Genomic DNA, 12,499 nt, shown 5'->3' with positions numbered 1-12,499 from the left:
CCAATCGTGCCGCGATCCTTGGAGCCAATCGTCGAACTCCGCGTTCAATGCCTGAAGCAGAGCGGAGGACGTCATGCCCGTGACATTGACCGGCTCGTGCCGCTGCGGCGCCGTTAAGTTCTCGTGCGATAGTCATACGCCGCAGCCTTATCAGCGGTGCTACTGCTCGATCTGCCGCAAGACGGCGGGCGGCGGCGGATATGCGATCAATCTGGCCGCCGATGCACGGACGTTGAAGTTCGACGATCCGGATAACGTCATTCAGATTTTCCGCGCCGACATCCGTCAGGATGACGGAAGCTGCGAACGTTCGACAGCCGAACGGAACTTCTGCACGCGCTGCGGCACGGCGCTGTGGCTGTTTTCGCCCGAATGGCCGGATCTGGTGCATCCCTTTGCCTCCGCGATCGATAGCGAGCTGCCTGCGCCGCCGTCGTCGGTGCACATGATGCTTCGCTATAAGCCAAGCTGGGTGCAGGCCGACATCGACGAGGGCGACGCCGTTTTCGATCTCTATCCCGACCAATCCATCGAAGATTGGCACCGAAGTCGCGGGCTCTGGATCGCGTGAAGCGGACACTCTGCCGCGATAGGGAACGGTTCGCGCGCCGCCCCGTTAGCTTGTCGGTATCGGCAAATCGACAGGAGCATCCTGTGCCAAAAATCAAGAACGCCAAAATTCTCATTCTCGCGACGGATGGTTTCGAACAATCGGAGCTGGAGGTGCCGCGCGAAAGGCTCAAGGCGGTCGCGCAACTGGTTCACGTCGCGGCGCCAAAGGAGCGAAAGGAAAAGCAATCCATCATGGGCTGGCGAGATCACGATTGGGGAGATCCCGTGCCGGTCGACGTGGAATTGTCCGACGCATCGACGTCGCTTTATGACGCGATCGTGCTTCCCGGCGGACAAATGAATCCCGACACGCTGCGGAAAAATCCAGAAGCGTTGGCATTGATCAAAGCCTTCCTCGCGGAAGGTAAAGTCGTGGCTGCGATCTGCCATGCGCCGTGGCTGTTAATCGAAGCGAATGCCGTTCGCGGCCGGCGCGCGACGTCGTATGACTCGATCAAGACCGACATGATCAATGCCGGCGCGAATTGGCTCGATGAACCAGTGGTCGCCGATCAGGGCATCGTTACGAGCCGAAATCCCGGAGATCTCGAAGCGTTCGTCGCGAAGATCATCGAAGAAGTCGAAGAGGGCAAGCACGAGCGCGCCGTTCTTGCTGCCTGAGCAACAACGCGCTCAGCCCGTCCGCGTAAATCTTGGCGAGCTGTTGTGAGATTTCGCAACGCTCGCCAAAATCAAAAGCAGCGTGTAGCGGAGCGCGTCGTCCACCGTTGCGACGGTCCTGCCTTCTTCGGACAAGTCGGCGAAAGTCCAGACCAGTTCGCCGTGCTGGGTTGCCCGCCAACTGCCGAAGTAGTCGCGTCCTTTGAGGACCGTTACACCCGTTCCGGCCAAGCCTTCGCGCACGGCAAAGCCGCTTAGCCCGACCTCGGGTATATCCGCGAGCTGTCTCAGCAGCTCAGCATCTGGCGCCGCGCGCTTCATCGCTCTGCCGCATTCCCGATCGAAACACATGCGCGTCTGGAAAAGCTACCCAGGCGCGTGCCGGAAAAATAGGATCGCGCGTTCCGATATATAAGGCCGCGCAAATCGCGCCGGCATGAGTGCTTCTTTATCGCGTGAGCGTTAAGGTCTTATTAATATTTTCAGCAAGGGCTGTTGTGCGGCGGAAGTGGCGTTCCGCGCGTTATCCGTTCCCATCGGAGGAGACGTTCATGACAACGCTTTTGACGTCACGTCGCATCATGCTCGGCTGCTTCTCACTGATCGCGGTATTCCTCGCGTGTGCGGCGTCTCCCGATGCTGCGATCGCCGACGCAAGTTTGGTCGTTGCCCTGACTGCGGGTGTGCCGGCATTGAAGGGCGGTTGCACGTTGTGTTGGCGAACACGGGAGTCGGGCGCCAATTTTGCCCCGCTCGAGCATGCGAACGGTGGCCCGAGCCGCATCATCCTGATGCGTCATGCGGATAAGACCGACGATCCGAATAACGAGGACTTGTCGGAGGCCGGGATGGCTCGCGCCGAGCGTCTCGCAACCTACATCCCGGAGACGCTGGGAAAGCCGGACTACATCATCGCGACGTCGCATTCGAAACACTCGAACCGTCCGCGGGAAACGGTTGCTCCGCTCGCGAATGCTCTCGGCCTCAAAGTTCAGCACGACTACGAGAATGATGAGTTCGAGGATCTCGTCGACGAGATTTTCTCAAATCCCGAATACAAGGGGAAGACGGTCGTTATCTGCTGGCATCACGGCAAGCTGCCCGCTATCGCGGCGTTGCTCGGGGCGGCACAAGGCAGCTACCCCGATCCCTGGCCCGAGGATGCATATAATCTCATCCTGGATTTCCGGTACGATCCGAACTCGGGCAGCGCGCCGACCGTGACGCGCGTCACCGAGCCGTTTTAAAGGATGTCGCGCGGCGCGCGGATCAGCACTTCTTCAGGTTCGCGGCCAGCTCAACGAAGACGTCGGAGTTCTGCGGCAGCACTCTGACGGACTGGTCGCAGCCCTGCCCTGCAACGGCCATATGCGCCGCGAAGAACTGTCCGGAAAGTTGCACGTCGAATCCTGTCGGCGTGATCGTGCCATCGACCGTGCCGCCGATGTCGTTGATCTTGTCCTTCCAGGCGCCAGTCAGTTTTTCGCCCTCGACCGTCAAGTCGGTTGCGGCGTGAAGCTTGAAATTCGTCGCGCCGTCCTCGCAACGCAAGGTCTGACGCATCCCCGGCGCGCCTTTGCGGGCGACATAGGTGACGATGCATTTGAAGTTCGAGGCCGGTCCGGACGCCGACGTCATCGTCGCCATACCGACCCAGCGCCCTGCGAGGCCTGCCAACGGGTCGGCGGGCGGCGCGGCTTGGTTCTGGCTGGCGATCAAACTGGAAACAGCTGCAACCGTGACATACACGGCGACGCGATACGATTGACGCATTGATTTTTCGACTCCCTCGTCAAGCCTCTCCGGCTTCAAGCACCCCCGCGCTTGCCCGATCTTTCGAGAACCCCGTCGCCTCTCAGCCGAGCCTTCATGCGTTCAGCGATCCAGTGGCGACGAGAGAAAACTGATCGCCGATCTCGACAGTTTGTGGGCCGTATTGCGGAGATATCGCGAGTTCAATTCTGCTCAGATGTGCCGGGAGCAAGACGAACTCCCGTACTGTGGAGCCGAGGCAAGGGCCTTGCGCGACGCGTATGTTCTCCTCATAAGCACCGGAACGGAAAGCGGCCTTAGAACGTTCGCGCGTACGGCGCAGTATTGGACTGTCGTTCGAGGGCAACACTCCGGCGCATCTCGTTCAACTTTGTCCATATGGCTCGCCAAATCGGGGGCGTCAGACAATAATGCGCGCCGTTTCGCGATACGCAGGAAGGAAGGGCTTCGTGTCTCGCCATCAGCACTATTTCGGGCGTTTTTCCCGTTATCTTGGCGCGCTTGCTGCGACGGCGGCAATGGGCGGCGCTCTGTCGTTCACGCCGAATGTTTATGCTGCAGACGGTCCATTTCCTGAACTCGTCGGCACGTGGAGCGGCTCAGGGGTCGCGAAGTTCGATGGCGGCAAGACGGAAAGCCTTCGCTGCAAGGGCTATTATACGAACACGGGCGGCCCGCATAATCTCGGGATCTCGATCCGCTGCGCCAACGCTTCGGCGAAGGTGGAACTGCGCGCCAATCTGGTCGATGCCGGCGGCGCGGTGAGCGGCAACTGGGAAGAGCGGACGTATAATCAGTCGGGATCGGTGACGGGGCGCGCCTCGGCGAACCGGCTCAACCTGGCGATCAGTGGGGGTATCGCCGGCTCCATGATGGTGACCGTCGGCCGCGGCTCACATTCGGTCGCCGTGCTGACCAGTGGCCCGTCTCTCAAGGGCATCAACATTTCCATGTCGCGCTGAGTTCATCACAAGCAGCCCGGCGGTTCGCCGAAAAAGGATACGAGAACATGCGCTCCAGACTTTGGGCTGCCCTCCCGGTGATCGGTGCATTGCTCGCGGTTGCCTCGATGCCGACTCCGGCCGATGCGCTGGCGCGCCGGCTGCGCTCGAACTACGAGCCGGGCGAAGTCATCACGGCGCGCAGCCACTATGGCAACGGTTCGGTGCAAAGCGTCGTGCGGCCTGGCCGATACGGCTGGCAGGTTAAGCTGCCTCGCGGCGGTTGGGTCGATTGCCGCCGGAGCTGCGAAGAAACCCTGCGCGTGCAGACCGTCGACATTTTCGGCGACGGTACCAACACACTGTCGAACGGCGGATACGGCACGCTGGCACGCGAATGCGGTGTGTTCGGATGCCTGCACTGGGAATGGTCGTTCTAGAGGCTCTCCGCTTTCCGTTGAAGCGCGGAACCTCGGATCGGCTCTAGGTCTTTGTTTTGCAGTGCTTCTTACCGGGAACACTGGTTCCCGGTAGCCCTCTGCGGTCTACCGCAGTTCAGACCAGAAACGGATTCGTCAGTCGTTCCTGCCCGAATTGGCCTGGGGGCCCGTGGCCGCAGATGAAGGCGATATCGTCGCCGAGCGGCAAAAGCTTCGTCTTGATTGCCGCAATCAGCGCATCGTGGTCGCCGTAGGGAAAATCCGTCCGGCCGATCGAGCCGCGAAAGAGGACATCGCCAACGAGCGCAAACCGTTGCGCCGCGTCGAAGAACACGACCGATCCCGGCGAGTGACCCGGGCAATGGAAAATATTGAACGTGTGACCGGCTACGGTGACAACGTCGCCGTCATCGAGCCAGCGGTCGGGCTTGACGTTGCGCACGTCGGGAATGCCGTACATCTCGCCCTGCTTCTCGAGGTTGTCGAGCAGGAGCGCGTCGGCCTTATGCGGCCCTTCGATCTTGACGCCAAGCTCCCGGCGCAGCTCGTCCGCGGCGCCCGCGTGGTCGATATGTCCATGAGTCAGCAGAATCTTTTCGACCTCGATTTCGGCTTCATCGATGCCACGGAAGATGCGGTCGAGATCGCCGCCCGGATCGACCACGGCGCCGCGCTTCGACGCCTCGTTCCAGATCAGCGTGCAGTTCTGCTCGAACGGCGTCACGCGCACGATCGCGGCCTTAAGCGGTGATTGAGGCGGGGTCGTCGCGTCGCTCATTGAATGCTCCTGCGGGCAAGCTGCGGTCTTAGAGCATTGCTCCGCTTCACCGCAAGCTCACATGACCCAACTTGTCATAGCGGATCGTCTGACCCGGCCAAACGGCTGATGTGAATAGAAAACCACGTACAGGAGAATCTCTTTCGAGAGGTCGTGCACCCGAGCCGAATCGAGAATATCAGAGCACTGATTGAGCATAACCAAATTCTTAATGGCGGGGTTCCGATGAAAAAAATATTCGCAGGGTTGCTTGTTGCATCAAGCGCCGCGGTGTCGGCTTCGGCTATTGCCACTCCGGCTTCCGCCAATGACTGGGAAGGTATTTCGCTCGGCGTAGGCGGCGGCTACGGCATGACGAAGAACGATCTCAACCTGGGCACCGGACCCGCGATCTCGTCATTCATCGACGCGAACATCGGCATCAACGGCTTCGGCGGATCGGGCGGCTTTGCAACGCTCAGCGCCGGCTATGATCATGTCCTGTTCGGACCGTTGGTTGTCGGCGCTTTCATCGACTACGACTTCTCCGACATCAGCACGAACATCGGCGCCGGCAGCGAGCTCGGCGAAATCGATGCAAACATCAAATTCAAGATCGAGAATCAGCTCTCGATCGGCGGACGCATCGGCTATCTCGTCGCTCCGACGACGATGTTCTTTTCGACATTCGGATACGCACACGCCGAATCAAGCGACATCAAAGCCAACCTCAATATCGGCGGTGGCTCGGGCGGCGGCACGCTTGCGGGAGTGGGAAGCTTTGACGGCTACTTCCTCGGCGGCGGCGTCGAAACGCTGATCTCGAACGGCTTCAGCATCAAGGCCGAGTATCGCTACACGTCGCTGCAGGCCGAGCGTCTCGACATTCTGCCGGGTTCCGGCGCGGACGAGTTCATCACCGGATCGATCAAGCCGCAGATCCAAACAGGCAGAATTTCGCTGAACTACCGCTTCGGCGACGGCAAGTCGGATGCGCCGGACAATTCGATTCCGCCGGTCACCAGCAGCTGGACCGGCGCCTACCTCGGCGTCGGCGGCGGTTATGGCGTCGCCAAGAACACGCTGGAACTCAGCGATCGTTCGTCCGATCCCGGCTCCATTTTCAGCGCGGGGATTCCGTTCGGGCATGACGGCGGCATTCTGTTCGCCACGGCCGGTTACGATTACCAGATCAGCCCGCGCTTCGTGATCGGTGCGTTCGGCGACGCCGACTATTCGCATCTGAAGCAGACCAACAGTCTGTCATTGGCGATCGACGAAGATGCGGAACTTCGCGGCGGCACCAAAACGCAGCTGAAGAACATGCTGATGGTGGGCGGCCGCATCGGCTATCTGGCGCGTCCTGATACGCTGCTGTTCCTCAGCGGTGGTTACGCCAACGTCGAAGCGGATGACACGAACGTCTCGTTCGGCATCAGCGTCGACGGCGAGACTGTCGGAGGCGGCGGAACGACGCTCATTTCCGGGCGGCGCTTGAGCGGCGGGTTCATCGGTGGCGGTATCGAAACGCGCCTGAACGACTCACTGTCGCTCAAGGCTGAGTATCGCTACATCGACCTCGGCAGCGAGACGGTGAAACTGCTTCCAAACGATCTGCCTGAGATCAACGAGATCGTGTCGACGAAGTTCGATCCGAATATTCAGACGGGGCGGCTCTCGATCAATTATCGATTTGGCGCAACGCCGTCAGAATCCGAGGCGCCCCTGAAATAGGATTCGTTCGCGGAGGCGAGACGCCGAATTTAGCGGCATCCAAAAACACCACAGGGGCCATCATGGCCCCTGTACGCGTGGATAGAGTTTTGGAGAAGGCGAGCGCGCGGTTTTATGCGGCTTCCGAACCTTCGTGCCCCGGATCGCGCAGCACGTAGCCACGTCCCCAGACCGTCTCGATGTAGTGCTTGCCGCCGGTTGCCGTCTGCAGTTTCTTGCGCAGCTTGCAGATGAACACGTCGATGATCTTCAGTTCAGGCTCGTCCATGCCGCCGTAGAGATGGTTGAGGAACATCTCTTTCGTGAGCGTGGTACCCTTGCGGAGCGAGAGGAGCTCCAGCATCTGGTATTCCTTGCCCGTCAGATGCACGCGCTGACCGTTGACGTCGACCGTCTTGGTGTCGAGGTTGACGCGCAGATCGCCCGTTTCGATGATCGACTGGGCATGGCCCTTCGAACGGCGGACAATCGCCTGGATGCGGGCGACGAGTTCGTCCTTGTGGAACGGCTTCGTCATGTAGTCATCGGCGCCGAAGCCGAGGCCGCGAACCTTGTCGTCGATGCCGGCGAGGCCCGACAGGATCAGGATCGGCGTTGAGACTTTCGAGACACGGAGTGTCTTCAGAACCTCATAGCCGCTCATGTCCGGCAAATTCAAATCGAGAAGAATAATATCGTAGTCGTAAAGCTTACCGAGATCGACACCCTCTTCTCCGAGGTCGGTCGTGTAAACGTTAAAACCTTCAGATTGAAGCATCAGCTCGATGCTTTGCGCCGTAGCGCTGTCGTCTTCTATGAGTAGAACCCTCATGACCGTTCCTCTGGTGCCCTATCCAATGACTCCGCGCCATGTCTGCTTGTTCGCCCAAAGAAACGCACTACAGTTCGAGCTAAGCGATCGTTAGGAAGTTAGCGACGAGAGGTTAACAAACCCTAATTCCGCGTTAGCCATTTCTGCAGAATGGGCTCTGCCGCGTATTAACGGCATAGCCAGACCGCTTTTGGCCTTCGCGGACGGGACATCGATCTTGCTTCACGGACACAGGTGCCCGTTCGCGCCAAAGACGGCCCGTCAAAATGTCAAAATATTAGAACTGCGCCCCTCTCGACCGTCTAACAGATCCCGCCGCGGAAACCTGCCGTCCGGGCGCCCACCCTTCCAGCTTGTTTCTCGACCGCCTTGCGACCCGCATTCGGTTCGAATCAAGAGCTAACAGAATTCGCAGCCAGCCCCTAGATTGCTTATGGCGAAAATCTGCCCCTGAACGGGACGGTACGTCAGAAAAGGTTACGCGTTGCTTTACCGCAACTTAAGCGTAACATGTTATGTCTAGTATTGAAGTAGCAACGAGGCGATGCAACGCGGTTAACGTGTCGCGATTACCGCTGATGTTCATGTTGCTTCGGCCACGAAATCTTTTCGCGCCTTTGGCACGTTTTTTGATTGATCGGCCACGTAAGTTCGAATGTGTGCAGGGTATCGAACGATGAAATCACGTGAAACGACCATTCTCCTCAAGCGTCGCGAGGTCGAGGAGAAATCGAGGAAGGTCGAGGATCTCGAAAGAATCATTCGCGAATTCGATCAGATGGCGTCCGATCTGGAGCGGCAAATCCAACTCGAGGAAGACCGCACCGGCGTTCGCGACCGGGGACATTTTTCGTATTCGACATTCGCCAAGGCTGCAGCGCTTCGCCGCGACAACCTCCGGCAATCGACGGAAGGTCTGCGCGAGAAGCTTGCAGCTGCCGTCCGCGAACGCGACGATACGCTGGAACAGTTTTCCCGCGCCAGCCAGCAGATCGAGGGTCAGCACGATCCGCGCGGGCGCCGGGAAAGACCTTTCGGATTGAGCGCGCTCCGCTAGACGGCCAGCGAATCATCCGTATCCGGCAAATCACAGACACGAGCGAATGCAGGCGGCGCCCGAAAGGCGCCGTCTTTTTCTTGTGTCCATTTCTGATCGCGCCGTTTGGCCGGTGGGTAACCCTCTTGCCGGATGGCCGCTTGCCGGGCAAAGGGGTTCTTGGTCGATCCCTCAACAGGGCCTCTCGTGCGCGTCATCCAGCGGAGCACAATGGCGGACAGTTGCTTATCCAAGGCGCTGCTTGCACTCATCACCGGCGTGCTTCTTTCGGGATGCGCCGGAAGCGCACCACAATTGCCGACGCTCGGCCTGCCGAGCGCACCGTCAGTGGAAGCTGCCTCGGCTGAGGGAGCTCCACCGCGACCGGCGTCGGCACCGGGGGCTGCGCAGGAAACGGGTACCGTCGTCGATCAGATCGGCGGCCAGGGCGGATCGGCGACGGACATCTATTCGCGCGTCGCGACGGGAGCGATGAAATGCTGGTTTGCGGTCGGCGGACCGTTAAAGCCGGACTACGTCTATCACGCGACGGCAGCGCCGCCATCACGCGGTGGCAAGGCGGAGATCGTCATCCATCGTCGCGATCCGACGCAGGCCAATCCACGCGGCCCGAAAGCCTACCGCGTCGACATCGATCCGACCGGCGACACGTCCGCAACCGTCAGGGTTGAAAACATGAAAATGACGGACGCCTTCGCGTCCGCCATGACCGGGGACATTACGCGCTGGACCAAAGGCGAGAGCGGATGCAGTCCGTCGTCGGCCGTCGCGGGCTGGACGCCATCGGCGCCGCAGCCGGTCGCTGACGCAGCGCCGGCGGCGAAAGCCAAAACGAGCAAGAAGCCTGGGGCGAAGCCGAAAGACAGCGCAAAATCAAAAGCGATCGCTGCTCCGGCGCAAGCCAAAGCGACCGCAAGCCCATAGCTGAAACAGCAGCGGACCTGCCGGCGCGAGTATGCGGAGCTGCCGACGGATCGGCCCCTCGCATCATCGATCGCTCGTCGCGACTACTCTCGATAGTCCTGCAAGCGCGTGGCGCGCAGACCCGGAAGCCCATGCTTGTCGATGGAACGCTGCCACGACAGGAATTCGTCGACGGTCAACGTATATCGCTCGCATGCCTCCTCAATGCTGAGAAGGCCACCGCGCACGGCGGCGACGACTTCGGCTTTGCGACGGATCACCCATCGCTTGGTGTCCCGCGGGGGAAGATCGGCGACCGTGAGCGGAGACCCATCGGGTCCGATCACGTAGCGCCCGCGCGCTCTCATCTGTTGTTCGGTCATGATACTCGATACACACTCTCTGACCACAGGGGATACTTATAGCGGGTTGCCATTAAATTAGCACTAAGCCCTTGAGTGAACAGTGCTTAAATAGACGTGCCAATTCAACGTGGTTAAACTTCGGCGCGTTCCTCACCGTTCCGGATCGAGTCACGCCGCTAACCTCGACGGCTCACAGCGAATACCGGGCCAGTCTGGTTAAATGCTTGCCGCCGACTTGCGGGACACCCATTTAATGAACTAAGGAATTAGAGCGTGTGGCAAAATCCGACGAGTTTTGCCGCCAAGACCAAGATAACTCGCTGAATACATTTGGTCTTTTAATGCCCGCCCGCGCCGGGGGATGATCCTGGCTGCAGCTTGGCATTGCCGTTTGTCAGCAGTTTAGGGTTTTTGCCGCCTCAGATGACCGATTTTAAGACGCCAGCCACTGTTCCGAGTGCCAAGAAGCGCGTCGTCGTCGCCATGTCCGGTGGTGTCGACAGTTCGGTTGCGGCTGCGATCATGAAGGCAGCCGGGCATGATGTCATCGGCGTGACGCTGCAGCTTTACGATCATGGAAGCGCCACCGGGCGCAAGGGCAGCTGCTGCGCGGGCCAGGACATCCACGACGCCCGTCGTGTTGCCGATGCTCTCGGCATCCCGCATTACGTCCTCGATTATGAGGCCCGCTTCGCTCAGAAGGTGATCGAGTCGTTCGCCGAGAGTTACGTGCACGGTGAGACGCCGATCCCGTGCGTGACCTGCAATAACGAAATCAAATTCCGCGACTTGCTGGAAACTGCAAAGGATCTCGGCGCCGAGGTGCTGGTTACGGGGCACTATGTGCAGCGACGCGATACCGAGCACGGACCAGAGCTTGCGCGCGCCGTCGATACGGATCGCGATCAGAGCTATTTCCTGTTCGGCATCACGAAGGCGCAGCTTGCGGCGCTGTGGTTTCCGGTCGGCTCGCTGGAAAAGTCCGAGGTTCGCGACCTCGCGCGCTCGTTCAATCTGCCGGTCGCCGACAAGTCCGACAGCCAGGATATCTGCTTCGTTCCGACAGGCCGCTATACGGACGTCATCGAACGCCTGAAGCCGAATGCGCTCGACGCCGGCAACATCGTTCATCTCGATGGGCGCGTGCTCGGGCGGCACGAAGGCATCGTCCATTACACGGTCGGTCAGCGGCGCGGCATCAAGATCCCGGCGGCAGAGCCGCTGTACGTCGTGCGGCTGGATGCAGCGAAAAATGAAGTCGTGGTCGGGCCGCGCTCGGCGCTGACGACAACTGGACTGATCTTGCGCGACGTCAACTGGCTCGGAGAAAATTCGTTCGCGGAAAGCGCCGGGAACGGATTGGAACTCTTCGTGCGCATGCGCTCCTCGCAAAAGCTTCGTGCCGCGCTGGTGACAGCCGATGGCGGGACGGGCGGCAAAGTCGAGCTGCACGACGGGGAAGAAGGTATTGCGACCGGGCAAGCCTGCGTGTTTTATGCCAGCCAGGAGCCTGGAGCCCGCGTGCTCGGCGGCGGTTGGATCGCAAAGACGGTGAAAGCTGCAAATCAAGGGGACTATCGCGCACAAAGCCATACTCTGGCCGAGGCGCCGAGATAGTCGGGACGCGCGTTACACAGTGATGGAGAAGGCGGTGGGCGATAACGGATCGGATTTTCGGCGCGCAGCGGGCGCTCAAGCCGGAGTTGCGAAAAGGCGGTTCGAGCCAAAAGCCGTTCAACTCGATGAGGGCGCCGTTCGCGATGCCTATCGCCGCTGGGCGCCGGTTTACGATTACACGTTCGGTGCCGTGTCGACGGCCGGTCGCCGCCATGCGGTCGAGATCATCAACAGCGGCTCGGGCCGGGTGCTCGAAGTCGGCGTCGGAACCGGCTTGTCGCTTCCCTCCTACAAGAAGCATCTCGACATCGTCGGTATCGACCTCGCGCCGGAGATGCTCGAAAAGGCGCGTGAGCGCGTCAAGAACGAGCAGCTCGTCAACGTCTCGGGTCTGTACGAGATGGACGCGGGCAGCCTTCGCTTCCCAGACAATTCGTTCGATTCCGTCGTCGCGATGTATGTCATCACCGTCGTGCCCGACCCCCGGCAGGTCATGCTGGAACTCGCACGCGTGACGAAGCCGGGCGGCGAAGTCATGCTCGTCAACCACTTCAGCCAGGAGCAAGGCGTCCGCGGCTGGGTCGAGCGGCAAATGGCACCGTTCGCCGATCTCGTCGGCTGGCATTCGGTGTTCGACGTGTCGCGCGTGATGGTGTGCGACGACCTCGAGCTGGTGGATCGCAAGTCCCTGCGTCCGCTGGGCTTGTTCACGATGATGCGCTTCCGCAAGCTGACGTCGGCTGCCGAGCAGCCGGTTGCGGCTGAGTAAACGGCGCGGATCGCTCCGAATCCGGAAAGATGGTTTGATCACTTCAACTTCGGTCGCCGGCGCGCGAAGCGCCGGTTGACAGGATGATATTACGCTCCC

General features: G+C 60.3%; 15 protein-coding genes. 10 read left to right on the top strand and 5 right to left on the bottom strand.

The window, feature by feature from the left end; all coding sequences use genetic code 11:
* Positions 1–73: 73 nt before the first annotated feature.
* Complete coding sequence (locus HYPGJ_RS16855) at positions 74–571, top strand: GFA family protein (protein ID WP_046848129.1); 498 nt, start codon at positions 74–76, stop codon at positions 569–571.
* An 83-nt stretch (positions 572–654) separates the two neighbouring features.
* A complete protein-coding gene (locus tag HYPGJ_RS16850) occupies positions 655–1,233 on the top strand; it encodes a type 1 glutamine amidotransferase domain-containing protein (protein ID WP_046848128.1) in 579 nt (192 codons plus the stop codon).
* 12 nt (positions 1,234–1,245) lie between these two features.
* Here HYPGJ_RS16850 and HYPGJ_RS16845 read toward each other — a convergent pair whose 3' ends face one another.
* Complete coding sequence (locus HYPGJ_RS16845) at positions 1,246–1,554, bottom strand: hypothetical protein (RefSeq protein ID WP_046848127.1); 309 nt, start codon at positions 1,552–1,554, stop codon at positions 1,246–1,248.
* A gap of 230 nt (positions 1,555–1,784) precedes the next feature.
* On the opposite strand from HYPGJ_RS16845, the gene HYPGJ_RS16840 reads away from it, so the two are divergent.
* Positions 1,785–2,480, top strand: coding sequence for a histidine phosphatase family protein (locus tag HYPGJ_RS16840; protein WP_046848507.1), 696 nt, complete (start codon positions 1,785–1,787; stop codon positions 2,478–2,480).
* A gap of 22 nt (positions 2,481–2,502) precedes the next feature.
* Here HYPGJ_RS16840 and HYPGJ_RS16835 read toward each other — a convergent pair whose 3' ends face one another.
* The gene (locus HYPGJ_RS16835; protein WP_046848506.1) at positions 2,503–3,006 is read right to left on the bottom strand and encodes a hypothetical protein; all 504 of its coding nucleotides are present in this window, start codon (positions 3,004–3,006) and stop codon (positions 2,503–2,505) included.
* 449 nt (positions 3,007–3,455) lie between these two features.
* On the opposite strand from HYPGJ_RS16835, the gene HYPGJ_RS16830 reads away from it, so the two are divergent.
* Together HYPGJ_RS16830 and HYPGJ_RS16825 are read left to right on the top strand one after the other, a co-directional pair.
* Positions 3,456–3,968: a hypothetical protein gene (locus tag HYPGJ_RS16830; RefSeq protein WP_244466214.1), complete on the top strand. Its 513-nt coding sequence runs from the start codon at positions 3,456–3,458 to the stop codon at positions 3,966–3,968.
* 47 nt (positions 3,969–4,015) lie between these two features.
* Complete coding sequence (locus HYPGJ_RS16825) at positions 4,016–4,387, top strand: hypothetical protein (protein WP_046848125.1); 372 nt, start codon at positions 4,016–4,018, stop codon at positions 4,385–4,387.
* Between the two features lie 115 nt (positions 4,388–4,502).
* Here the strand turns inward: HYPGJ_RS16825 and HYPGJ_RS16820 are convergent, their stop codons facing one another.
* Complete coding sequence (locus tag HYPGJ_RS16820; RefSeq protein WP_046848124.1) at positions 4,503–5,165, bottom strand: MBL fold metallo-hydrolase; 663 nt, start codon at positions 5,163–5,165, stop codon at positions 4,503–4,505.
* Positions 5,166–5,390: 225 nt separating this feature from the next.
* Here HYPGJ_RS16820 and HYPGJ_RS16815 point away from each other — a divergent pair, with 225 nt between their 5' ends.
* On the top strand, positions 5,391–6,878 hold the full coding sequence (locus HYPGJ_RS16815; RefSeq protein ID WP_046848123.1) for an outer membrane beta-barrel protein: 1,488 nt from the start codon (positions 5,391–5,393) through the stop codon (positions 6,876–6,878).
* A gap of 112 nt (positions 6,879–6,990) precedes the next feature.
* Here HYPGJ_RS16815 and HYPGJ_RS16810 read toward each other — a convergent pair whose 3' ends face one another.
* The gene (locus HYPGJ_RS16810) at positions 6,991–7,689 is read right to left on the bottom strand and encodes a response regulator transcription factor CtrA (RefSeq protein ID WP_013216441.1); all 699 of its coding nucleotides are present in this window, start codon (positions 7,687–7,689) and stop codon (positions 6,991–6,993) included.
* Between the two features lie 676 nt (positions 7,690–8,365).
* Here HYPGJ_RS16810 and HYPGJ_RS16805 point away from each other — a divergent pair.
* Together HYPGJ_RS16805 and HYPGJ_RS16800 are read left to right on the top strand one after the other, a co-directional pair.
* Positions 8,366–8,746 (top strand): hypothetical protein, encoded by a 381-nt coding sequence (locus HYPGJ_RS16805; protein WP_046848122.1) that lies wholly within the window; start codon positions 8,366–8,368, stop codon positions 8,744–8,746.
* Positions 8,747–8,956: 210 nt separating this feature from the next.
* Positions 8,957–9,670: a hypothetical protein gene (locus HYPGJ_RS16800; protein WP_046848121.1), complete on the top strand. Its 714-nt coding sequence runs from the start codon at positions 8,957–8,959 to the stop codon at positions 9,668–9,670.
* A gap of 83 nt (positions 9,671–9,753) precedes the next feature.
* Here the strand turns inward: HYPGJ_RS16800 and HYPGJ_RS16795 are convergent, their stop codons facing one another.
* Positions 9,754–10,032 (bottom strand): DUF1153 domain-containing protein, encoded by a 279-nt coding sequence (locus HYPGJ_RS16795; protein ID WP_013216444.1) that lies wholly within the window; start codon positions 10,030–10,032, stop codon positions 9,754–9,756.
* Positions 10,033–10,437: 405 nt separating this feature from the next.
* Here HYPGJ_RS16795 and mnmA point away from each other — a divergent pair, with 405 nt between their 5' ends.
* Entirely contained in the window at positions 10,438–11,631 is a 1,194-nt protein-coding gene (gene mnmA, locus HYPGJ_RS16790; protein ID WP_046848120.1) for a tRNA 2-thiouridine(34) synthase MnmA, read from the top strand.
* 34 nt (positions 11,632–11,665) lie between these two features.
* Complete coding sequence (locus HYPGJ_RS16785) at positions 11,666–12,400, top strand: methyltransferase domain-containing protein (RefSeq protein ID WP_013216446.1); 735 nt, start codon at positions 11,666–11,668, stop codon at positions 12,398–12,400.
* The last annotated feature ends 99 nt before the right edge of the window (positions 12,401–12,499 follow it).

The organism is Hyphomicrobium sp. GJ21 (genome assembly GCF_001006785.1).
Classification (GTDB): Bacteria; Pseudomonadota; Alphaproteobacteria; order Rhizobiales; family Hyphomicrobiaceae; genus Hyphomicrobium_B.
Note: the sequence above shows the minus strand (reverse complement) of the source record. Positions and strands in the feature narration are given on the sequence as shown.